The organism is Ancylomarina salipaludis (assembly GCF_004122035.1).
Classification (GTDB): Bacteria; Bacteroidota; Bacteroidia; order Bacteroidales; family Marinifilaceae; genus Ancylomarina; species Ancylomarina salipaludis.
Window position 1 is genome coordinate 307,271 of the sequence record NZ_SAXA01000002.1, and the last position, 24,120, is coordinate 331,390.

At 35.3% G+C, this 24,120-nt stretch carries 23 protein-coding genes; 13 read left to right on the plus strand and 10 right to left on the minus strand.

Annotated elements, in window-relative coordinates:
* Positions 1–15: 15 nt before the first annotated feature.
* From EO244_RS03600 to EO244_RS03630, 7 genes are all read right to left on the minus strand, one after another.
* Positions 16–555 carry a DUF4924 family protein gene (locus tag EO244_RS03600; protein ID WP_129253008.1) on the minus strand — a complete coding sequence of 180 codons (540 nt, stop codon included), beginning with the start codon at positions 553–555 and terminating at the stop codon, positions 16–18.
* Between the two features lie 37 nt (positions 556–592).
* Entirely contained in the window at positions 593–973 is a 381-nt protein-coding gene (locus EO244_RS03605; RefSeq protein ID WP_129253010.1) for an RNA-binding S4 domain-containing protein, read from the minus strand.
* Positions 974–1,016: 43 nt separating this feature from the next.
* Positions 1,017–1,616, minus strand: a complete 600-nt coding sequence (pth, locus tag EO244_RS03610) for an aminoacyl-tRNA hydrolase (protein ID WP_129253011.1) — start codon at positions 1,614–1,616, stop codon at positions 1,017–1,019.
* Positions 1,617–1,876: 260 nt separating this feature from the next.
* Complete coding sequence (locus EO244_RS03615) at positions 1,877–2,455, minus strand: 50S ribosomal protein L25/general stress protein Ctc (protein WP_129253013.1); 579 nt, start codon at positions 2,453–2,455, stop codon at positions 1,877–1,879.
* Between the two features lie 119 nt (positions 2,456–2,574).
* Positions 2,575–3,507, minus strand: coding sequence for a ribose-phosphate pyrophosphokinase (locus tag EO244_RS03620; RefSeq protein WP_129253015.1), 933 nt, complete (start codon positions 3,505–3,507; stop codon positions 2,575–2,577).
* A 238-nt stretch (positions 3,508–3,745) separates the two neighbouring features.
* Entirely contained in the window at positions 3,746–4,348 is a 603-nt protein-coding gene (yihA, locus tag EO244_RS03625) for a ribosome biogenesis GTP-binding protein YihA/YsxC (protein WP_129253017.1), read from the minus strand.
* A gap of 132 nt (positions 4,349–4,480) precedes the next feature.
* Positions 4,481–5,461 (minus strand): type I phosphomannose isomerase catalytic subunit, encoded by a 981-nt coding sequence (locus EO244_RS03630; RefSeq protein WP_129253019.1) that lies wholly within the window; start codon positions 5,459–5,461, stop codon positions 4,481–4,483.
* Positions 5,462–5,681: 220 nt separating this feature from the next.
* Between EO244_RS03630 and udk the strand changes: the two genes are divergently transcribed.
* From udk to EO244_RS03645, 3 genes are all read left to right on the plus strand, one after another.
* A complete protein-coding gene (gene udk / locus EO244_RS03635; RefSeq protein WP_129253020.1) occupies positions 5,682–6,299 on the plus strand; it encodes a uridine kinase in 618 nt (205 codons plus the stop codon).
* Positions 6,300–6,392: 93 nt separating this feature from the next.
* The gene (locus tag EO244_RS03640; protein ID WP_129253022.1) at positions 6,393–7,115 is read left to right on the plus strand and encodes a 3'-5' exonuclease; all 723 of its coding nucleotides are present in this window, start codon (positions 6,393–6,395) and stop codon (positions 7,113–7,115) included.
* Positions 7,116–7,221: 106 nt separating this feature from the next.
* A complete protein-coding gene (locus EO244_RS03645) occupies positions 7,222–8,295 on the plus strand; it encodes a hypothetical protein (protein WP_129253024.1) in 1,074 nt (357 codons plus the stop codon).
* Positions 8,296–8,374: 79 nt separating this feature from the next.
* Here the strand turns inward: EO244_RS03645 and EO244_RS03650 are convergent, their stop codons facing one another.
* Together EO244_RS03650 and EO244_RS03655 are read right to left on the minus strand one after the other, a co-directional pair.
* Positions 8,375–9,184: an alpha/beta fold hydrolase gene (locus tag EO244_RS03650; protein ID WP_129253026.1), complete on the minus strand. Its 810-nt coding sequence runs from the start codon at positions 9,182–9,184 to the stop codon at positions 8,375–8,377.
* 67 nt (positions 9,185–9,251) lie between these two features.
* The gene (locus EO244_RS03655) at positions 9,252–9,965 is read right to left on the minus strand and encodes a pyridoxine 5'-phosphate synthase (protein ID WP_129253028.1); all 714 of its coding nucleotides are present in this window, start codon (positions 9,963–9,965) and stop codon (positions 9,252–9,254) included.
* 107 nt (positions 9,966–10,072) lie between these two features.
* Between EO244_RS03655 and EO244_RS03660 the strand changes: the two genes are divergently transcribed.
* The 8 genes from EO244_RS03660 to murI all read left to right on the plus strand — a co-directional run bounded on the left by EO244_RS03660 (position 10,073) and on the right by murI (position 18,090).
* Positions 10,073–10,738: a CBS domain-containing protein gene (locus EO244_RS03660; protein ID WP_129253030.1), complete on the plus strand. Its 666-nt coding sequence runs from the start codon at positions 10,073–10,075 to the stop codon at positions 10,736–10,738.
* Between the two features lie 156 nt (positions 10,739–10,894).
* Positions 10,895–11,779: an NAD kinase gene (locus tag EO244_RS03665; RefSeq protein ID WP_129253032.1), complete on the plus strand. Its 885-nt coding sequence runs from the start codon at positions 10,895–10,897 to the stop codon at positions 11,777–11,779.
* Positions 11,780–11,949: 170 nt separating this feature from the next.
* A complete protein-coding gene (gene porG / locus EO244_RS03670) occupies positions 11,950–12,612 on the plus strand; it encodes a type IX secretion system protein PorG (protein WP_129253034.1) in 663 nt (220 codons plus the stop codon).
* 3 nt (positions 12,613–12,615) lie between these two features.
* Positions 12,616–13,362, plus strand: coding sequence for an isoprenyl transferase (locus tag EO244_RS03675; protein WP_129253036.1), 747 nt, complete (start codon positions 12,616–12,618; stop codon positions 13,360–13,362).
* Positions 13,363–13,384: 22 nt separating this feature from the next.
* Positions 13,385–15,889 carry an outer membrane protein assembly factor BamA gene (gene bamA, locus EO244_RS03680; RefSeq protein ID WP_129253038.1) on the plus strand — a complete coding sequence of 835 codons (2,505 nt, stop codon included), beginning with the start codon at positions 13,385–13,387 and terminating at the stop codon, positions 15,887–15,889.
* Positions 15,890–16,020: 131 nt separating this feature from the next.
* On the plus strand, positions 16,021–16,551 hold the full coding sequence (locus EO244_RS03685) for an OmpH family outer membrane protein (RefSeq protein WP_164977395.1): 531 nt from the start codon (positions 16,021–16,023) through the stop codon (positions 16,549–16,551).
* 64 nt (positions 16,552–16,615) lie between these two features.
* A complete protein-coding gene (locus EO244_RS03690) occupies positions 16,616–17,131 on the plus strand; it encodes an OmpH family outer membrane protein (protein WP_129253042.1) in 516 nt (171 codons plus the stop codon).
* Positions 17,132–17,238: 107 nt separating this feature from the next.
* Positions 17,239–18,090 (plus strand): glutamate racemase, encoded by an 852-nt coding sequence (gene murI / locus EO244_RS03695; protein ID WP_129253043.1) that lies wholly within the window; start codon positions 17,239–17,241, stop codon positions 18,088–18,090.
* Between the two features lie 48 nt (positions 18,091–18,138).
* Here murI and EO244_RS03700 read toward each other — a convergent pair whose 3' ends face one another.
* Entirely contained in the window at positions 18,139–18,651 is a 513-nt protein-coding gene (locus EO244_RS03700) for a gamma carbonic anhydrase family protein (RefSeq protein ID WP_129253045.1), read from the minus strand.
* 448 nt (positions 18,652–19,099) lie between these two features.
* Here EO244_RS03700 and EO244_RS03705 point away from each other — a divergent pair, with 448 nt between their 5' ends.
* Both EO244_RS03705 and EO244_RS03710 read left to right on the plus strand, forming a co-directional pair.
* A complete protein-coding gene (locus EO244_RS03705) occupies positions 19,100–22,171 on the plus strand; it encodes a SusC/RagA family TonB-linked outer membrane protein (RefSeq protein WP_129253047.1) in 3,072 nt (1,023 codons plus the stop codon).
* A 22-nt stretch (positions 22,172–22,193) separates the two neighbouring features.
* Positions 22,194–23,603 carry a RagB/SusD family nutrient uptake outer membrane protein gene (locus tag EO244_RS03710; RefSeq protein WP_164977396.1) on the plus strand — a complete coding sequence of 470 codons (1,410 nt, stop codon included), beginning with the start codon at positions 22,194–22,196 and terminating at the stop codon, positions 23,601–23,603.
* The last annotated feature ends 517 nt before the right edge of the window (positions 23,604–24,120 follow it).

Below are 24,120 nucleotides of genomic sequence, written 5' to 3' on the forward strand. Positions count from 1 at the left end.
ATTTATAGGTCTTATCTAGTCTTTATCCTCTTCGAAAGCCTTGTATTTGGCAGTTAGTGTCGCTATCATTTCGCTAAATGAGCTAACGGCTGCAAGAGTGTCTTTTGAGACTTCTTTTTTCTGAAGGCGAAGCAATAAAATACCATAAAGGGCTGTCAGGCATAGTTCGATATCATTATTCTCATCAGTAGCTTGTGATTTGGTTCTGAACTCGGCAATATGACCAGCCGATTTTTGAAACAAAGCAATATAAGCTGTATCCTTTTTGTTGTTCAACAAGTGTAAGTGGAAATCAAACAACTCGTTTATATTATTTTTGATGATTTGAAGATGACCTTTTTCTTCGATCTTTTCAATTTTCATCATTTCAATCAGGTTTTCATACCAATCCTTAATCTCAGTTTGTTTTTCTTCAGGCTGATTGAAATGTTTAAGAACGGCATCTGAAATCAGGTTGATATCGAATTTATAGGCTCTAATCAGGTCTTCAATTTGCCACATGTAAAGAATATATTCTGCTAAATTGGTCTTTCTTTTTTCTTGTGCTATGATCATTTCTTTTGGTCTCTATTAGTTTGTTTTGAATATAGGTTTATTCATTTCCCTTAAGCTTATCAATCATTCGTCTGTCATGCTTGGTTGGTCTGCCAATACTTCGGTCCCTTTTTTCGAAGCCAAAGTTTTTTGTTGCATCCAGCAGGTTGAGTTGATCCTGAGCTGTTACATCCTTTACAAAATCGACGGCTAGTTTTGCTGACATTCGTTTGCCCGAAATTGCAAGAACTTTATATGATCGGGTAATAGGGGGTACTCTTAAATTAATCACTTCACCTTGTTTGACTTCACGGGATGGTTTTATGGAAACACCATCAATCGTGACTTTCCCTTTTTTACAAGCTTCGGACGCCATGCTTCGCGTTTTGAAAATACGAACAGCCCAAAGCCATTTGTCAATTCTTACCTTATCGTTCATAGTGTACTTTCAATTCTGAGATAATTAGAACTAATTTTAAGCCTTATTGGGCCGATTCGTCGTTCGCTTTTTTAGGCTCTTTTTTTGTGTTGTAAGCTGTCATGGTGCGTTGTACACCTATTGTGCTTATCCCTTTAATCATGTTGATACAGATTTTATAAAGCTCAGGTAGTTTTTCAAGCTCTTCTTCTGACCATTTGCCAAGGACATAATCAATTTGTTTGCCTTTGCTGAAATCAGATCCAATACCAAAACGCAATCGGGTATAGTTTTGATGACCTAAGGTTTCGTTGATATGCTTCAAACCATTGTGTCCTGCATCGCTTCCTTTGGGACGTAAGCGAAGTGTTCCGAATGGAAGCGCCAAATCATCAACCAAAATCATCATGTTTTCAACAGGAATATTTTCTTTTTGCAGCCAATAGTTTACAGCCTTCCCACTTAAATTCATGTAGGTGCTTGGTTTTACCAGAATATACTGACGCCCCTTGAATTTATATTCAGCAATGGATCCATATCGGCCATCTTTAAATTCGATATTGGCCATTTCGGCCAAAGCATCTAAAATTCTAAAACCAACATTGTGGCGGGTGTGATAATATTCAGGTCCAATATTTCCGAGTCCGACAATTAAGTACTTCATATCAGCGTTTTTTTCAGAGTCATTGGCTTTATTTCCCAGGAATAAATTTTTAATACATTTAAACATGTTACTCGTAATTTGTAAAGAGAATAAAGGCCAATTTAATCAATAGTTTTTATCTATTATGCTAGAGTTATAAGTTCGTTCCATTTTATTATGAACGTAAATATAAGTTGGTTCCAAAAATAAAACTCCCAAGCGCAATGGCTTGGGAGCTTGTATTTTCACCGATATTTCTATCAGTAAGCTTTTGACAATGCTTATTTGCCTTGTGCAGCCATTGCAGCAGCACGAGCAGCTCTAGTAAGTTTTACCTGAACAACAACAGCATTTTTAGCGTTCAATAATTCTAAATTTTCATAGTTTAAAGCACCAACCTGGATACTTTTTCCTAATCCCAATTCAGTAACATTAATTGGAAGAGCTTCTGGAAGATCTTTCATTAATGCTTTTACTTTAAGTTTTCTAAGGTTTACTGCAAGTTTACCACCTGCCTGTACACCTACTGCAAAACCTTCAACCTTAACAGGTACTTCAACTTCGAATGCTTTATCTTCAGTTACCTGGAAGAAATCAACGTGAAGTGGCTTATCATTTACTGAGTGGAACTGAACTTCTCTCATTACTGAAGTAAATACTTTACCTTCAACATCGAATTTTACGATATACACCTCAGGAGTGAAAAGCAATTTTTTAAGATCTTTTTCGCTTACAGAGAAGTGAATGTTTTCTTCACCACCGTAAAGTTCACAAGGAACTAATTCTGCTCTACGTAAAGCTTTTGTTGCTTTTTTTCCTAAATCTGTTCTTAATGAACCTTTTAATTCTAAAGTTTTCATTGTACTTTTTTTGTTGTGTTACTCAATACAATTATCATCGCCTTTGGTAAGTAGGCTCAAGTCATATCCCATCACACGATTATAAATAGTTTTACCAAAATTCGCCGCAAATATATCAATTAAATAATAAAGTTCGAGCTAATTGACTCGTTATTATAAACATTAAGGATTGTTTTTGCGAAAATATCTGCAATTGTTAGTGTTTTAATCTTAGGAGAAACACCATCCAACTGGATAGAATCGGTGAAAATAACCTCTTCAAGTGAAGAAGCTTCGATTCTTTCGTTTGCCGGGCCTGAAAGAACAGCGTGTGAAGCGATGGCTCTAACACTTAGTGCTCCTTTTTCTTTTAGCATGTCGGCAGCCTTTGCAATGGTACCTGCGGTGTCAATCATGTCGTCAACAATAACAACATTTTTGCCTTCCACATCGCCAATAGCAGTCATTTCACCAACCACATTTGCTTTTTCTCTTCTTTTGTGGCAAATGGCAAGGCCTGCATTTAAATACTTGGCATATGCATTTGCTCTTTTACTACCACCCATATCAGGAGAAGCAATAACAAGATTCTCAAGATTAAGCTCCTTAATATGTGGCAACAATACAGATGAACCATAAAGGTGATCAACCGGAATATCAAAGAATCCCTGAATTTGATCAGCGTGTAAGTCCATTGTCATAACGCGGTCTACGCCTGCAGCCATTAATAAGTTGGCTACTAGTTTTGCCCCGATAGCTACTCTAGGACGGTCTTTTCTGTCCTGACGCGCAAATCCAAAATATGGAATTACGGCACAAACTTTATAAGCAGATGCTCTTTTTGCAGCATCAATCATCATTAAAAGTTCCATTAAGTTGTCAGCAGGAGGAACAGTAGACTGAACGATAAACACATGTGCTCCACGAACGGTTTCTTCGAAAGCAACTTCAAATTCACCATCACTAAAGTTGATGATACTTGAATTACCGACCTTAAGTCCGGCTGCTTTGGCAATTTCAGCTGCTAATTTTTCACTCTTTGAACCTGCAAAAATTTTAATTGGGGCATTCATAAGTTGGCTGTTTTACTGATGTTGTAAGTGACTCTAGTACACTATTTATTGAATTGATTAAATTCTTTAAAACTGCACTAAAATAATGATGGTGCAAATTTAAGAATATAAACTTGTTTTTAATACAAATTAGAAAGCAAATATTTCATTTGTTCTCTTGTAATTGAACGACTTAATAGATCGGGGCTTATAATGAAAAAAGAAGATTCCGGAGGGAAATCTTCTTTGCTCGTATTTTTTAGAAGCTGACAATCTTATTGGTTTCTTCTATAAAGTTCAAAATTTCTTCTTGTCCCATTCCGGACGAGGAGGACGTGATAAAATAAGGAGGCATTTCTTCCCATCTTACCAGCATTTGTTTTTTGTATGTTTCAATATTATCTGCCAGTTTCTTTTTGGTAAGCTTATCGGCTTTGGTAAAAACAATAGAAAAAGCAATGCCATTCATGTTCAACCATTCCATAAAGTTAAGGTCGATTTGTTGGGCATCGTGACGTGAATCAACCAAAACAAAAAGGTTGACTAAATTTTCACGGCTTTCGATATAGCTATAAATAATTTTACTGAAACCACTGCGTAAGTTTTTCGAAACTTTGGCATAACCATATCCGGGAAGGTCGACCAAATACCATTCTTTATTAATCAGGAAATGGTTGATCAGTTGGGTTTTCCCTGGTTTTCCTGAAATTTTAGCTAAACTCTTGTGATTTGTTAGCATATTAATCAGGGATGATTTCCCAACATTCGAACGTCCGATAAAAGCATACTCCGGCATATTCGCTTGGGGGCATTTTTTTACTTCGCTGTTCGAGATTATAAATTCGGCTGTATTGACCTTCATGTTTTATATTTTTTTTGCTGGGCAAAGTTAATCAGAAACTCGCTTAATCGAAATATTGAATGTCATTATATTGATTGACTCTTATATTTTGATGAAGAGATCCTGTTTTTTACTGTGTAAAAGGTATTTCTATTACTGAATAAAGACTTCAATAAGTTTTGTGTTTTGCTTAGGAGCTAATGTCAGATTTTTTAAACTGGCTGGAATTAAAACGGTTTCTCCTTTTGTTAATGAAACCGATTCGTCTTCTTCAACTTGAATATCACAATGCCCATCTATACAGATATAAATAACAAATGAATCAAGCTGGAAGTAATCCTTTTCTATCGGCTTATTGAATTCCAGAATGTTTGTTGAGAAAAAAGGGCATTTTACAAGTTCGGATGTAGCATTCATCTTTGGCTCAAAATCAGTCTTGTGCTTTTTCTCATAGTTATAATCCAACACATCTTTTGCCAAATCGAGATGAAGTTCTCGGGCATTTCCTTGCTCATCAGATCTGTTCCAATCGTGAATTCGATAGTTAATATCGGATGTTTGTTGAATTTCTGCTAAAAGCACCCCTTTACCAACGGCATGAATTCGGCCTGCAGGTATCAAGTAGCAAGAATCAGATTCTGCTTTCTCAGTGTTGATCAATTCAGTTAGATTTCCATTCTGAATGGCATCAAGGAACAAGTTTTTATCCATTGGCTGATTAAAACCGACGAAAAGTTTAGCATCTTTTTCTGCTTCGATAATGTACCACATTTCGGTTTTTCCATAAGCCTTGTGCTTTTCAATTGCGAAGTCATTATCAGGGTGAACTTGTACCGATAAGTTTTCTTTGGCATCGATAAACTTAATCAGGAGTGGAAACTCTATACCAAATTGGTCATAAACTTTATCTCCTACCAATTCTCCCATATAAACTTCGATCAGTTCTTCCAAATCGTTTCCCTCAAGGAAACCATTTTTCACAACAGAAATATCACCTTCTAAACCTGAAATCTCCCAACTCTCACCTGTTTTTTCAGCAGGGTCGAATTCTTTATTTAGAATTGAATTTAAGCGATTTCCACCCCATATTTTTTCTTTTGGAATAGGGCTGAATTTTAAAGGATATAAGTTCATAAAGACTATTTTGGAATATTTGGCTAAGACTAAATGTGTCTGATCTAATACTATGATATATCTAACTTGCTGAGAATTTTTTGTCACTTCAATCTGTCAAATGAATCTGATCTTTGATCATTTGTGATATTTGTTGAATTTAAAACTCAGCATAAAATTTGTATCTTTGCACTGCAAAAATAGTGCAAATTTATAATATTTGATTTAAATACCATTTCGCATGTTAATAATTGGAATAGCTGGAGGCACAGGTTCGGGTAAAACAACCGTTGTGAGAAAGATAATTGATCGTTTACCTAAGGGCGAGGTTGCCGTGTTACCTCAAGATTCCTATTACCGTGATAGTAGCCATTTGCCATTGGAAGAGCGTCAGAAAATTAATTTCGACCATCCTAATTCAATTGAATTTGAATTGTTACAAGCACACTTAAAACAATTGAAACAAGGCGATGCAATCGATCAACCTATTTATTCGTATTTAACTTGCACTCGTTCTGAAGAGACCATTCGTGTTGAGCCAACTGAAGTGGTTATTATTGAGGGAATTTTGGCTTTAACTCAACCAGAATTGCGCGATCTGATGGATATTAAGGTTTTTGTCGATTGTGATGCTGATGACAGATTAAATCGAGTAATTAAGCGTGATATTGTTGAGCGTGGTCGTTCAGTCGATGTGGTTTTAAACAGATATGAGGATACCCTTAAGCCTATGCATCTGCAATTTATTGAGCCAACCAAACGTTATGCGGATATCATTGTACCACAGGGAGGGAATAATCATGTGGCGATTGATATTTTGACTCAGTTTATCCAAAAGAATCTGAAAGTGAGTGTTTAAAAAAATCTCAAAAAAATATCGTTTAAGAAGGAGATTTTGTAATGATCTCCTTTTTTTATAGATTTAGTTTTTATTTATGATAAATTATTGCTTATGCTTGATGGTGTTAAATTAGAAGATTTACTTTTTATTGATATCGAAACGGTGTCAGGAGAGGCTAATTTTGATCAGATCAGTCCTAAATTGCAAGACTTTTGGGAGAAAAAATCCAATTACTTTCGAAACGAAGATGAAACTGCATCTGATGTTTATGCGAGAGCCGGAATTTATTCTGAGTTTGGGAAAATCGTTTGTATTTCTACCGGCGTGATTGTAAAAAGAGGAAATGAGAAATTTTTTAAGGTTAAATCCTACTACGGTCATGATGAGAAAGTGTTGTTAGCTGAATTTGGACAAATGCTCGATCGTTTTTGTACCAAACCGTCTAGAAATTTGTGTGCACACAATGGCAAAGAGTTTGATTTTCCTTATATCGCACGTCGCATGTTGATTAATGGTTTGAAATTGCCCAAGGCCTTGAATATAGCAGGGAAGAAACCTTGGGAGATCAAATTTCTGGATACTATGGAGTTGTGGAAATTTGGTGATTACAAGCATTATACCTCATTGGCATTATTGTGTGAAATTTTTAATATCCCCACACCCAAAGATGATATTGATGGATCGATGGTTGGCAAGGTGTATTGGGAAGAGAATGATCTGGAACGAATAGCAATATATTGTGAGAAAGATATTTTGGCAACGGCTCAGTTGATTCTTCGGTACAAAGGTGAAGATTTAATACCTGAAATAAATTTCGAAAGGGTTTTAATTTAGAATCATAATCTGTACAATATTTTGCTTAGTTTCGTGTTTAAAATAATGGAATTGAAATCAGCTTTTTAGTTTAAAAGCTAACATTTAGAATAGAACGATGAAAAAAATGGGATTTAAAAGTATTGGCATTTTGGCCGTTTCTGCACTTTCAATAGTTATGACTTCCTGTGGGGGAAGTAGTGGAGGTGGAGATGTTGAGATTAATTTTGAGAATAGTGACTTAGTCGATAAGTATTGGTTTGCCAATGATTTCGTTTCTGATAATTACAGTCAGGATGACGACCTGATTGTTTATTGGTTTGAACGCAATGGTGATCTGATTAAGCAAGAGTATGGCGGACGTGAGGAAAAGCAAGTAGGGACCTGGAGTCTTGATGAGAAAAAACTTGTTATAAAAGATAATACGTTTGGCAACGGAGAAGCTATAGACTGGTTTTTACAAAAAGGGACCAATGCTCAGAATCTGGTTTTGAGTGCTGATAACAGACGTAAATTAATTTGTACGACTAATATTCCGGTTGTCAATGATATTACTGCTGATGCATTTGTTGTAAACTCACTCAACACGAGTGGTGATGTCAGCAGATACCTGCAATGCAGAGTTACTGGGAAAAGTATTGAGAAGGCTAAGTTGTTGTTGACATCAGGCCAGAAGCTTGACTTGACAAAAGTAGTAGAAGGAACAGAGTCTGTATTTATGTTGGACGAAGACGGTATTAATAGTTTGAAATCGGAAACTTTTCCCGAAAATGATGATGCAAAGTTTTATCTAAAGCTGGATAATGGTTTAGAGATTAAATTAACTGATGTTAATGATGATAAAACAATAGGATCTTTAAAAAATGAGCAGAATTATAATCAAGGTACTCATCTTGTAAAATGGACAGCTCTTGACGAAAGTGATATTTATTATACTGTCGAAATTTTAGATTTGAATGGTAAAATTCTATTTAGAAGCCGTTCTCTTTCTGCTCAGGCTAATGCGGATATGGAAATCCAAATTGATAAAAATGTTGATTCAGAATTTGAATCTCTTGATGAGTTGAAAATTGATAGTCAATATAAGGTTAGGATTAACGGCGTAAAATATGAAGAGGGAATTAATCCGTCGACATCGAAACACGAAGATTATAATATTCAAGCAAAGACCGTTTATTCTTATTCTATAATCTGGTCTTAGTTAGGATTCTTAAAAGTAAAACTCAAAGAGCCGGATAGAATTTAATTCTATCCGGCTCTTTTTTATGTGGTTGTACCAATTATTCTAAAATAAAATAGTTGATTGTTTTGATAAGCAAATCGGGCTGCTCGGCATGTACCCAATGGCCAGCTTTAGGAATGCTGGTGATTTCTGCGTAGGGAAATATTGTGCGAATTTTTTTGTGATCATCATCGCAAATATAATTTGATTCCTCTCCACGAATGAATAAAACAGGAAAGCCGGTAATTCCTTTTCCTTTCATAAACGAACTTTCATCAATTCCATCCATTATTTGCGGCAGGTATTGGCTGATAGTTTCGATATTCAATTTCCATCCAAAACTTTTGTCCTCTTTTCGTTTGAGGTTTTTCAAAAGAAATTGTCTAACCTTTTCACTGTTGATATGATTGGCAAGTTCGTGGTTGATTTCAGTTCTCGATTTAAATAAACTTAAATCAATATTGAGAATGACAGAAACGATATGTTCGTGATTGATGGTTTGAGGCGTGTAATCCGATATTTTGCTGTAGTTTTTTGGCGCAATATCAACCACAACCAGATTGCTAACTCTTTCGGGATGGTCGATGGCAAAAAACATTACCGTTTTCCCTCCCATTGAGTGACCTATAAGAACAGCCTTTTCAATTTTTTGATCATCCATGAATTCCAGAAGATCGTTTTTAAGATCTGTGTAGCTGTGCGAATCAGAATGAGGTGAATTGCCATGATTCCGTTGGTCAATCAAAAACACTTCGAAATGTTGTGACAGTTCTTTGGCAATACTCAGCCAATTATCCAGGCTGCCATACAAACCATGGACGATTATTAGGGCTGGGCCTTCTCCAAGTTTTTTGTAATTGAGTTTCATGGGAATTTTAGATATAATAAAATGTTTGATGCGGCATTGTGATAATTCCGCATCAAACAAGTGTATCTTATTTTAATTGACGTTTGTACATTTGAATGGTGTTTTCCATTCCAAAATACAAAGCATCGGCAACCAATGCATGTCCGATTGAAACTTCAGCTAAATTTGGTACGTTTTCGTTGAAAAATTTTAGATTTTCAAGACTTAAATCGTGTCCGGCATTTATACCCAGTCCTAATTCGTGTGCTTTTTCAGCAGCAATTGCAAATGGACGAACCGCTTCTTCTGGATTTTTAGGATAATCAGTAGCAAAAGGTTCGGTGTACAGTTCAATTCTATCGGTTCCTGTAGCCTTGGCGCCTTCAATATTTTTAAGATTTGTATCAACAAAAATAGAGGTTCTGATACCAGCTGTTTTGAATTTCGAAATCACCTCAATCAGAAAATCTTTATGGGTAACCGTATCCCAGCCAGCGTTTGAAGTCAATGCCTCCGGTGGATCAGGAACCAGAGTGACTTGCTCGGGAGTGACACGTAATACTAAGTCAATAAATTCTTTGTTTGGGTAGCCTTCAATATTAAATTCAGTCGTAACAATTTTTTTAAGATCCAACACATCCTGATAGCGAATGTGACGCTCATCTGGACGAGGGTGTACTGTGATGCCTTCCGCACCAAATCTTTCACAGTCTGTTGCCATTTTGCAAACATTAGGCGTATTGCCACCTCGGGCGTTTCTTAATGTTGCAATTTTGTTTATATTTACACTAAGTCTAGTCATTTTATGTAAGAATAATTGAGTTCTCAGAAATGAAACTCAAAATTTATACTATTGTTTGTTTTGTTGAAAAGCAAAATTAGAAGTATTTCCTTGAAAAAAAACCTAATATGATTGCAAAAGATTTAATTTCTGATGTTGTTCCGGTTTTGCGAGAATCTGATACGGGTCTTCAGGCTCTTAATTGGATGGAAATATTTAAGGTTTCCCACTTGCCCATAGTGAGAGGCGATGAATTTATTGGCCTTTTATCTGATAATGATATTTATGATTTGAATCAGGTAGAAGCCCCCATAGGGAAACAAAAATTATCATTGTTTAGTCCTTTTGTTACTCAAAATCAGCATATTTATGATGTTATTGATAAGGTCTCGCATCTGAAATTAACAGTGATTCCGGTACTTTTGGATGATGGCACCTATTTGGGTTTGATTACTTTAAGTGATTTGATGCAGTATGTTGATAAAATATTTGCTGTAAGCGAACCTGGAGGTATTATTGTTTTGGAATTAAATTCGATTGATTATTCTTTGAGTGAGATTGCTCAAATTGTTGAGGGGAATGATGCCAAGATATTGAGTCTCTATGTGATGTCGTCTGATACTTCCCGGAAAATAGAATTGACTTTGAAAATTAATCAAACAAACCTGACTTCAATTATACAAACCTTCCTTCGTTACGATTATATTATCAAATCATCCTATTTAAGAAATGATGATATGCAAGACTTACTTTTCGATCGTTATAATGCGTTTATGAGATTTCTGAATACGTAATTTTGTGTGATTCATTGGGCTCAGAGTCTTGTTTGACTTCTCTATTCCCTTATATTTGTGAACAAATTGCAATACACGTTATTGTTTATTTAAAATTGGATGTTGAGTTCTTAATTATATCCACTTAAACCGAACACTCACTTATTTAAAAACAACATGAAGGTAGCCCTGTTTGGGAAGCAGTTTAGTGAAGATTTTCTAGATAGCTTTAAATTAATTTTAGACGAGTTTAATTCTCATAAAATAGAACTTTGTATCTACCGTCCTTTTTATGATTCGATTATTGAGGATCTGAATTTTACTCCGGATGTGGATGAGTTTTTTACTCAGCATGCCGATTTGGATAAAAGAGTCGATTATTTTTTTAGTATTGGTGGAGACGGAACCTTTTTGAATGCCGTCAGTTTAGTACAAGATTCGGGTATTCCAATTGTTGGTGTAAATAGTGGACGTTTAGGTTTTATGGCCGATATTGCTCGTGATGAAATTCCGGCTGCAATTGCTGATATTTTTGAGGGAAAATATACTATAGAGGAAAGAACCCTGCTTAAGGTTCAGGTTGGAAACAATGGTTTGTTTAAAGATTTTAATTATGCTTTAAATGAATTTACAATTCATAAGAAAGATTCTGCCTCAATGATTACCATCCACACATACATTGATAATGAATATTTGAATTCGTATTGGGCAGATGGTTTAATCATATCCACGCCAACAGGATCTACAGCTTATTCTTTAAGTGTAGGAGGACCAATATTGATACCCAATACACAAAATTTTGTCATTTCTCCTATTTCACCGCATAACCTGACGGTACGTCCCATTGTAGTTCCAAACCATCAGGAAATAACACTGAAAGTGGAGGGGAGAAGTGATAGTTATTTGGCTTCTTTAGATTCAAGATCGGTTAGTTTTGAAGCCTTAAATGAATTAAAAATAAGTAAAGCTGATTTTAAAATTAAAGTCCTAAAATTAAAAACACATTCTTTTTATAGTACACTTCGAAACAAGCTAATGTGGGGTGTTGATAAGCGCAATTAGTTAGTAATTAGGGTTTAGTGAGAATATTTGTAATCCGCGGTTAATTTTTGTTAAGACCCGAGGTTTTTTCAGATTATATGCTACTTTTGTAGCTTATGATTGAATAATATTCAATACTTAGCGCATCTTATGTTCGAATAAGAAGAATTAAGTTATATAAACGAGTTTTCATGCACAGATTTATTTTAGGGATATTATTCTTTCTGGTTGGCCATTCTATTTACGCTCAGAATTCATCTGATGCAGGAATTATTGCAGGAGTCAACTATTATCTGGGAGATATTAACCCTAATAAGCAGCTTTATTCAAGTACACCTTCTATTGGCTTCATGTATCGATACAATATGGGACCAAGGTATGCTTTGAGAACGAGTTTGAGTTTTGGAAATTTAAAAGGCAATGACCTGGATTTTGATAATAAATATCAGCAATCACGGGCAGCCTCATTTGAAACAGAATTGGTTGATTTTTCCCTTCAAGTGGAGTTTAATTTTCAACCTTTCTTAGTGCCATTGTCAAGTCGGGCAAAACGTTTTTCGCCCTATATTACAAGCGGCTTGTCGTATATATCATCTAGCAGTACGACTTCATCATTTGCTATTCCCATGGGAGTAGGTTGTAAATATCTAATCGGTAAACGTTGGACTGCTGCTGTTGAATGGTCGTTCAAGAAAAGCTTTACCGATGATTTGGATGGACTGAGTGATCCGAATAAATTAAATATTGGCAATAAGTTTCACAATGATGATTGGATATCATTTTTAGGTGTAAGCTTAACATTGCAACTTTTTAATGATTTGCAGTGCCATGCATACGATAGAATAGTAAAATAATATATGTTGAGTACAGATAAGATTATAAAAGATAGATTACCCAAGCATATCGCCATTATTATGGATGGTAATGGAAGATGGGCAAAGGCGAGAGGCGAGCATCGAATTGTTGGTCATCAGAATGGTGTTGAAGCCGTTCGACAAACAGTTGAAGGGGCTGCTGAACTTGGTATATCTTATCTCACACTTTATGCTTTTTCCACCGAGAATTGGAATCGACCTCAGGATGAGGTTTTAAGTTTGATGTCGTTGCTTGTTGATGCCATCGATCATGAGACTCCAACTCTTATGAAGAATAATGTAAGGTTAAAAGCAATTGGAGATCTAGGCACTTTACCAGATGAGGTGAGGTTGAAATTAGATGGAACAATTCAAAAGACAGAAGTTAATACAGGCTTAACTTTGGTATTGGCATTAAGCTATAGCGCACGATGGGAAATTGTTGATGCAGTAAAGCAAATAGCTCTTAAAACAAAAAATGGTGAACTTTCAGTTGAAGAGATCGACTCATCTTTATTTGAAAATTATCTGACAACAAAAGGAATCCCTGATCCTGAATTGGTAATTCGTACCAGTGGTGAGTATCGAATTAGTAATTTTTTGTTGTGGCAAATTGCCTACTCTGAATTCTATTTTGCAGAATTGTTTTGGCCCGACTTCAATAAGGAGGAGTTGTGTAAAGCCATTTTGGACTATCAAAATAGAGAAAGACGTTTTGGTAAAATTAGTGAGCAAGTAAATAATAAGTAAGAATTAACTATTCAATTAGATAATGATTAAGCGATTAACTTTCCTCTTTTCTCTTCTTATAAGTTTGAGTACTTTAGCACAAGAAGCCGATACTATTTATAACCCAACGGTGGACTATGCTTCCCCAAAACAATATGAAATTGGTGGTGTCACTATTTCTGGTGTTAAGCATCTCGAAAGTGATGTTTTGATCCGAATAGCAGGATTGAAAGCCGGTGAACAAATTGATGTTCCGGGCGAACAAATCACAAAAGGTATTCAAAAGCTATACAAGCAAGGCTTATTTTCTGATATCAATATTACAGCAACCAAACTTATTGGGAAAAAGATATTTCTGAATATTCATCTTCAGGAGCGCCCTCGTTTGTCTAGTGTAAACTATGGGGGGCTATCAAAAAGTGAGACCACAAAGCTTAAGGAAAAATTGAAATTGATGAAGGGAATTCAGGTGACTGATTTCTTGATTAATAATACAGAGATTGTTGTTAAGGATTATTTTAAGGAGAAAGGTTATTACAATACTAGTGTAAATATTGTTCAGCGTGATGCTACTGATGAGGAAAATAGTGTGATTCTGGATATTATTGTTGATAGAAGTAATAAAATTAAAGTACGAAATATTTTTGTGGAGGGAAATAATGCCTTTACATCGAACAAAATCAAAAAGTTCATTAAAAACACAAAGGAAAAGAGATTTAAAAATTTCTTGAAATCATCCAAATATATTGAGGAGAAGTGGGACGAAGATAAAATTACATTAATTGAGAAATTTAATGAAAAAGGGTTTCGTGATGCTTTAATTATTTCGGATAGTGTTGTAAAGGTTGCTGATGATCGTGTAGATATTTACTTAAAATATAAAGAAGGGAATCGTTATTATTTTAATGATGTAACCTGGGTGGGGAATACTGTTTATAATTCATTTATTCTCGATCAGGTTTTGAAATTGAAAAAGGGTGATACTTACAATAAGACACTGCTTGATAAGCGTCTAACAACCGAGGATGATGCCGTAAGTAATCTTTATCTGGATAATGGGTATTTGTTTTTCAATGTTAACCCTGTTGAAACAGTTGTTGGAACTGACTCAATCAATATCGAAATGCGAATTGTTGAGGGAAAACAAGCCTATATCGATAGAGTAAATATCAAGGGAAATACTAAAACTCACGAGCACGTTGCACGCCGTGAATTGTATACTTATCCAGGAGAGTTGTTTAGTAAGAAAGATATTATTCGTTCAGTTCGGGAATTGGCTCAGTTAGGACACTTCGATCCTGAAGCAATTAATCCTGATATTAAACCTAAACCTGAAAGTGGTAAGGTTGATATTACTTATGAGTTGGAAGAAAAAGCGAACGACCAAATTGAACTTTCCGGAGGTTGGGGTGCTGGTATGATTATCGGTACTGTTGGTTTGAAGTTTTCAAACTTCTCGATGCGTAATATGTTTAATAAAGAGGCTTGGAGCCCACTTCCAACGGGTGATGGTCAAACGTTGAGTATTCGTGCTCAAACCAATGGTTCGTATTACAGCTCTTATAGTGTTTCGTTTGTTGAGCCTTGGTTGGGTGGAAAGAAACCTACATCTTTAAGTACGTCATTCTACTATTCAAAGCAATCTGGTTATAGCCGCTCATATGGACAATACTATAATCAACCGAATACTGATCAGCAGCAAGAGGTTTTGGGTATGAGTGTTGGTTTGGCAAGACGACTAAAATGGCCAGATGACTATTTTTCTTTATATAATGAGGTGAGTTACCAAAATTATAGATTGAAAAACTGGCAGTATTATCTAATTGCCAATGGTACTTCGAACAACTTTAGTTTCACAACAACATTGTCAAGAAGTTCTATTGATAACCCATTGTACACACGTAGTGGTTCATCATTTTCGTTGAGTATGAAAATTACGCCTCCATATTCATTATTTGATGGTGTGAATTATAAACGTGCCACGGATGATGAGAAGTATAAATGGATTGAGTACCATAAATGGGTCTTTAAGGGGAAAATGTTTTCGCCTATCTTGAATAAAACCGACAAGCTTGTTCTGTACACAGGTGCCGAGTTTGGTTATCTGGGGTACTTTAATAAAGATAAACGTTCACCATTCGAAGGTTTTGAAGTTGGTGGTGATGGAATGTCAGGTTACTCAATGTATGGTAGCGATAATATCGGTCTACGTGGTTATGGCAATGGTACATTAACTCCAATTGCAGCAAACGGACAGCGATTGGGAGGTAATATTTATTCTAAATTTACAGCAGAGGTTCGTTATCCTTTATCTTTAAGTCAATCGGCTACGATTTATGCTTTGGCTTTTGCTGAGGCCGGTAATGCCTGGTATGAATTCGAAGACTTTCAACCTTTCAATGTTAAGCGTTCAGCTGGTATAGGTATGAGAATTTTCTTACCAATGTTTGGACTTTTGGGAATTGATTGGGCTTATGGATTTGATGAAGCTGCAAGACCAGGCGAAAATGGAAGCCAGTTTCACTTCGTAATTGGACAACAGTTTTAACACTTTTTAAATAATAAGAATATTTTAATTTTCTTATTTCTTTTAAATTTATATTTAGTAAATTCGGTACTTTCAAAAAAACAGAAGATTAATCGCTATACATAAGATTATTCAATTCAATTAGTATTATGATGAAGTATTTGATATGTGTTTTGAGTTTTTTTTTACTTGGAGCTTCAAGTCTTAAGGCGCAACAACAGCGATATGGATTTGTAGATACAGCCTATATCTTAGATCATATGCCTGATTACAAATCAGCACAGGATCAGTTGAATGAAAGTTCTGCCAAGTGGCAATCTGAAATAGAAGCTGTTTATCTTGAAATAAAGAATTTACATGCTAAATTGCGTAAAGATCAGGTGTTTTTATCCCCTGAATTAAAAGCAAAAAAAGAAAAAGAGATTCTTGAACAAGAAGCTTTGGCTCAAAAATTGCAGAACAAGTATTTTGGACAAGAAGGTTTACTTTATAAAAAAAGACAAGATTTGGTTCGCCCTATTCAGGATGATATATACGATACAATAAAAGAGATAGCAAAGGCTGGAAATTATGGAATGATTATTGACAAAGCTAATGGGCCTACAATCATTTATAGTGATAATAAATTTGACCTTAGTGATAAGGTTCTTTATAAATTAGGAATAAGAGTAAATAAACAATAAAATTATGAATTTGAATTAAGGATCTATAAAGCTGATTCATCTTCATATCTAAAAAAGAAACCAAATGAAAAGAATATTAAAAGTTACTTTGTTAGCTGTTGTACTTTTGACTAGCGCTAATACTTTTGCTCAGACTCTTAAGTTAGGTCATATCGATTCTTCTAAGCTTTTAGCTATTATGCCAGAGAAAGACGCAGCACAAAAGCAAATCGAAACTAAAGCTAAAGAGTTCGATACTCAGATTAAAGCGATGCAGGCTGAATATCAAAAATTAGTTGAGGCTTATGTTGCCGAAAGAGAAACCTTATCCGAAGCGATTCGTGCTGATAGAGAAAAAGCCATTCAGGATTTGCAGAATCGTATGCAAACTTTTGATCAATTTGCACAAAACAAAATTCAAACGACAAGACAAGAATTGTTAAAACCAATTTTTGACAAGGCTTCTCAAGCGATTAAAGAAGTTGGTGAAGAAAACGGATTTACTTATGTATTGGATCTAAGTACAGGTGTTGTGTTGTTTAACTCATCTACTAGTATTGATATTATGCCATTGGTTAAAGCAAAGCTTGGTATTCAGTAATTAAATTTGCTTACGCAAATGAATAAAATATAAAAGGCAGGCTTAGTAATAAGTTCTGCCTTTTTTGTATCATTAAGTGTGTTTTATATTTAAGTATTTGTATTCTGATGATTAATAAGTTGAACAATACGATTTCGTCCAAACAGCCTATTGGGGTTTTTGATTCTGGGTATGGGGGATTAACAATTCTGGATGAATTAATAAAAAGTATGCCTGAATATGATTTTATTTATTTGGGAGATAATGCCAGAGCCCCTTACGGAACACGTTCTTTTGATGTAATCTACGAATATACGCTTCAAGCGGTTGAGAAATTATTTTCGATGGGTTGTCAGTTGGTTGTTTTGGCTTGTAATACAGCTTCAGCTAAAGCTCTACGAACCATTCAGCAGAGAGACTTACCTCGCTTAGCGCCTAATAGAAGAGTTTTAGGCGTTATTCGGCCTAGTGTTGAAGTCTTAGGATCTTTGAGTAAATCAAAGCACGTAGGCGTACTGGGAACGGTTGGAACTGTGCGCTCAGAATCTTACTTAATGGAGATGGCTAAATTGTATCCCGATTTTATTGTCACTCAGGAAGCGTGCCCGACTTGGGTCCCTTTAGTTGAAAATAGGGAATTTGAGAATGAGGGAGGACGGTATTTTATTAAAAAACATATTGAATCTCTTATGGCTAAAGATGAGTTGATTGATACGCTTATTTTGGCTTGCACCCATTACCCTATTCTTCAAAATGAAATTCGAAAGGTTTTACCGGATCATATAAAGTTAATTTCTCAGGGAAATATTGTTGCCAGTAGTCTGATTGACTATTTGGAGCGCCACCCCGAAATAGATGAAGTCTGCTCAAAGCAGGGGATGTTGAAATTCTATACGACTGAGTCTATTTCAGATTTTGAAGAGAAAGCCAGTGTGTTTCTCAAGCGCGAATTAAAAGCACAACATATTGCTTTGAATTAGTGTGGAGGATTATTCGATTGAATCCCCCACTTCTAATAGTTATTGTATTTATTCGTACCAGCTTGCATACATTGCGTAGGAGTTGGCAATTCGATTAATTTCTCCCTCGAGTAATTCTGGGCTCATTTCTTTTATTTTCTTGGCAGGAGAACCAGCGTATACACTTCCGGATTCCACATGTGTTCCTTTGGTAACAACAGAGCCGGCAGCAATGATTGAATTCGATTCAATGACTGCATCATCAAGCACTACAGCGCCCATTCCAATTAGGACATTATCCTTGATTGTGCAGCCATGCACAACCGCATTGTGTGCAATTGATACGTTATTGCCAATATTCGTTGGTGACTTTTTGTATGTAGCATGAATTGTTGCATTATCTTGAATATTTACATTGTTCCCAATTTTAATGTAATGCACATCACCACGGAGTACTGCTCCGAACCAAATGCTGCATCCATCTCCCATTTCAACTTCACCAATGACGCTCGCATTCGGAGCCAGGAAACAATTTTTTCCAATTTTTGGAGACTTCCCTTTCAGATCTATAATATAAGCCATGAATAATCTTCTTATTTAGTTTGATTTTAAATACAAATTTAAATAAAAAAAAGATATTACAATTATATGCTACCTAAATGTAGGTATTAGTATCTAAGTATAGCAGCTATCCTTGTTTAGTGTACGTTTTAAGCTCGTAGGAATATTTATGATATCTGTTAGTTTTTCATTAAATGATTATGATCTGTCATGCTTTAGTTGAAATGCTTATATAATTTATAATATTGTTCGTTAAATCACTTTGAATATTTAAGAATTTTTTACACTTTTGGTGACGCTAAATCGAATTTTTAAGCTCTTTTTAAAGATCTAAAACCCGTCTTTAAAGGCTTTTGTTGCGATTGCTAGCGAATTAGCATATTGTTTTAATTGTTTTCTTAATAATTTTAAAGATTAGTAATAAATGCAATATGTCAATAAATGTTAATTAACCACTAACTTAAATTTTATGAAAAAAAGATTATTTTCGATGCTTATCCTGTGTTTAATAGGATTGCAGAGCGTATTCGCTCAAAATCGAGAAATTACAGGAGTGGTGACATCAGCCGATGACGGCTTGTCTATTCCTGGAGTTTCTGTAATTGTAAAAGGTACGACCATCGGTACGTCTACTGATTTTGATGGTAAATACACACTTTCGGTTCCAACAGATGGTAAGATCCTAGTTTTTTCTTTTGTTGGAATGAAACAAAAGGAAGTGGGCATCAATTCTAATACTATTAATGTAGTAATGGAGTCTGAGTCGATTGGGATGGACGAAGTTATTGTTACAGGTTATGGTATTACCAAGAAGGCTGCCTTTACGGGTGCTGCTTCTACAGTAGGCAGTGAATTGATTGCTGATAAGGTATCGTCCAATCCGATTAAGGCATTGGAAGGAAGTGTTGCAGGTCTACAGCTTAATTCTGAATCTGGTCAGCCAGGAGCACCTTCAACCATTTACATTCGTGGTCGTAATTCCTTGAATTCGGGAACTCAGCCTTTATATGTAATTGATGGTGTTTCAATGGAAGCAGGTTCTTGGGGAGCTCGTGAGAGTGAGGGATCTGAGTTTTCTCCGTTAAGCAGTATTAATCCTAACGACATTGAGAATATTACAGTTTTGAAAGATGCTACTGCGACTTCTATTTATGGAGCGCGTGCTGCCAATGGTGTTATTGTAATTACGACTAAAAAAGGTGTTGCTGGTGCTAAAACCAAAGTTTCATTTAGTGCTAAATATGGTATTGAAGAGATTGCACCTTTTACTGACGACTATAAGACAGTAAATGCAGATGAGTATAACGAATTGCAAATAGAGGGATGGCAGAATTATCTTGGAGTGTCTAATGAAGAAGCTGCCAAGGAATATTATGATGGATCTATTTATGGTTATTCGTTGCCTGACCAGGGGCTTTCCAAAGATAATTTGGCAGATGTTAATTGGTTGGATGAAATTACTCGCACAGGTATGGTTCAGGAGTATAACTTGAGCGTACAAGCTTCAGGTTCGGAAAAATATGCACCAAGAGTCTATCTATCTTTAGGGTATTTAAAAAATGAGGCTTTTATCAAAGGCAAGGACTTCGAGCGTTACAGTTTTCGTTTTAATCTTGATCAAAAACCTACAGATTGGCTTTCTTATGGTGTAAATTCATCATTATCTTACACCAAGACCAATATGGGAGCTGGAGGAGGTTATTTTTCTGACCCTATAACGCAGGCTTATATGCAGTCACCTTTAACTCCTGTAAAGGATGAGAATGGAGATTGGAATTTCAATACAGTAAATGGTTACAATCCAGTTGCTCAGAGAAGTTCATTGGGTGACAAGAGTGAAAACAAGACCTATCGTGCCATGATTTCGCCATTTCTTACTATTAATCTTTTACCTGAATTGACATATACAACTCGTATTGGACTTGATTATATGTCTATGGGTGAGTTTGGATATTGGTCTTTCCTACAACCACAGGGTAAGGATATGCGAGGTATGGGTGAAAATACGAATTCTGATCAGACTCTCATTACATTTACCAACACAGTAAATTATTTGAAAACGATTAATGAATCTCATAATTTGAATTTATTATTCGGTCAGGAAATATCTTCAACAAATTTGAATAAAGCTTATTTATCTGGTTCAAATTATCCTGTTCCAGATAAAAATGTAGTTTCATTGGCTGCAACTCCTGGTAGTGCTTCAACTGATAAATATGAGTTAAGATTAGCTTCATTTTTCTTCAATGGACAGTATGACTATAAGAGTAAGTATTATTTGTCAGCCAGTTATCGTTATGATGGTTCTTCTCGTTTTGGTGAAAACAATAGATGGGCTGGATTTTGGTCTGTTGGAGGAAAATATCGTTTAAGTGCAGAGGATTTCATGGCATCTACTACAGACTGGTTGGATAACTTAACTATTAGATCCAGTTATGGTACCTCAGGTAATCAGGCTGTAGGTATAACTTCTGGTGCAATTCAGAGTGGCTGGTATGCTTCAAGACCTTTATACGGATATGGTTATAATTATAACTCTAATGGTGGTAGCGCTGCTGAACAATATGGGAATGCAGACTTGCAATGGGAGCAAACGGCTAAATTCAATGTTGGAGTTGATGCAACTCTTTTTTCCATCTTTGATGTGACTGTTGATTATTACAAGCATCTTACCAAAGATATGGTTTTTAGAGTGCCAATGTCATTTACCAGTGGTTTTACTGATCTTCCAATGAATGTTGGTGAGTTACAGAATGAAGGTCTTGAATTTTCTCTTAATGCAAGCATTATAAGAAAAGCAGATTTTAACTGGAATGCTTCGTTCGTACTTTCTAAAAATACCAACGAACTTACCAAGTTAAGTACTGACATGCCAATTGAAAATACTTACACTATTAGAGAGGTAGGTCACGATATCTTCCAGTTTAAGATGAAAGAATTTGCAGGCGTTGATGTTCAAACTGGTGAAGCTTTGTATTATTTGAATGAGAAAGGTGATGAAACAACAACTAATTACAATAAGGCCTCAAAGCGTTACTTAGGTGTTGCAACCCCTGACTTCCAAGGAAGTTTTTCTACAAATTTGAAATATAAGAATTTTGACTTGTCAGTTCAAATGAACTATTCTGTAGGAGGAAAGATATATGGTAGTAACCTTAGATATGATGAACAGCATGGTGGAAGTTTAAATCAATCAACCACCAAATATGTTTATAAAAACAGATGGCAAAATCCTGGAGATGTTACTAATGTTCCTAGGTTTGCGATGACTGAATCGAATAAGCATTCTTCTCAGTTTTTAATGGATGGTGATTATCTTAAAATTCAGAATGTTGTATTGGGATATACCTTGCCTTCTCAGTTGACAAACAGCATGAAGATCGAGAATGTGAGATTTTATGCAAGTGCAAGTAATCTATATACATTTACAAAGTCAAATTACAGAGGATTCGATCCAGCTGGAGTTGGAGCTGAAGGAATTCAATGGTGGAATTACCCTGCTCCACGTACATTTATTTTTGGTGTGAATGTTAATTTCTAATGATAATTTAATAAAGAATACTATGTTTAAAAATATATTATGTGCTTTGGGTATGTCATTGCTGTTGCTTAGCAGTTGTGATTCGTATTTGGAGTCTGAAACCTACAATTCGATAGACTCTCAGGATGCATTTAAAACGGTTGACGATATAAAAGCTGCAAGAAATGGTCTTTATCGTAATCTTGGACAAGATGAATTTTGTGGGACTAATATTCTTGCCATGGGTGATTTTGCCTCTGATATGGCTGTTGCTGATGGTAGTTCAGGTCATTATGTGAGCATCAATACTTATTCTGTTGGAGATTACGATTCTGAGTTCCAAGATACCTGGGAATATGGTTATGTTGTTATTAACACTTCTACTCAAGCTCTATTGGCAATAGACAATTTATTGACGGATGTAAGCCTAACTGCTGCTGTGAAAAATGAACTTAATTTGTATAAAGCAGAAATTCATGGTTTGAGAGCCTTGGCTTATTTTCATCTTGTAAATGTATTTGGATTACCTTATGGAACTGATTCGAATCCTCATGGCGGTTTAGTGTTGATGAGCGATAAGGCGATTTTGCCTATGGAAAATGTTTCTAGAAGTTCTGTTGAGGAGACTTATGAGCAAATATTGACTGATATTAGTTCGTCACTTAAAGCTTATGAATTAACCAGTACTAAAACTAATGGATTCTACTTTAATGAAGCTGCTGTAAATGCTTTAAAAGCCCGTGTGCTTTTATTTATGGGAAATGATCAGTTGGCTATCGATGCTGCAACCCAGTCCTTGACTTTAAGAGGTGTTAAAGAAATGAATGAGGAAGGGTATCTTGGTATGTGGAAGAGTCTTACTCTTTCAGATGAAGAGATTTTCAGTATTGCGAAGAGTGAGGATGATAATCTATCAGCCAATTCATTGAATACGCTTTATGGTTCATATGGTGGAAAACTAACATCTAGTTTGGTTGCTGATTTTAATGAAAATGATTACCGTTTAAAATTAATTAATACGGATAATTTCCATCCTAAGAAATTTGATGGTATCGAAAGTTCGGCTTCTACCAGTAATATTCCTCAATTCAGGGTTTCTGAAATGAAGTTAATTATTGCTGAGGCTAGTGCCAAATTAGATCTTTTAGATGATGCTAGAGAAGCCTTGTTGTTTACAGCTAAAAGAAATTCTGAAATAGTTTCTGTAACTGATTTACCTACTACTAAAGATGCTTTGTTGGCTTTTATTGCCAAAGAGCGTAAAAGAGAATTTTTCCAAGAGGGGCACCGTTTTTATGATGCTCGTAGAACTGGTGAGTTAATTACCGTTTCAAATGGTAAGTATGTGAATTTTGATGTGCAAAAATTTGTATATCCTATTCCTGCTGATGAAGTTAATTCTGGTTACAAATGTGAGCAGAACGAAAACTGGTTTGACAATTTGCCACAATAGCAAGCAATTTTAATTTAGTTAATAGCTAAATAGAGTCTGTAATATTTAAGGGCTATCGATATTTTTCGATAGCCTTTTTTTATGTTCGATATCTAATAGTCTTCGATCTGATATATTCAGATATAACAGGCTGCCTCCTGGTAGCTTTTTTTTCTTTGATATCTTATATGTACTTCATGGTTTAACGTAGCAATACTTTGTGTTTACAAGTTGTTTGCTTTAAAAAAGCTTGTTCTTACTGGGATGAAACCAGAAGGAACTTGTGTTTTTTAGTTAGAGAAACATAAATGGGTTCATATACCTTTAATGGGTTGAGTTTATTAAACAAGTAAATTCAGAAGTCTATACAAGGTTAAAATTTAATTGATGTGTGTTTTATGAAATGGAAATTCTTTTCACGCTGTGGGTGATCCGATAAACGTAACGAAATTCACTTCTATACATAGTTCTGATGATTTTAGAGTTTATTTTAATTATGTTCGATTGGTGCATGGTTTTAAAATAGAGAGTTGTAGTT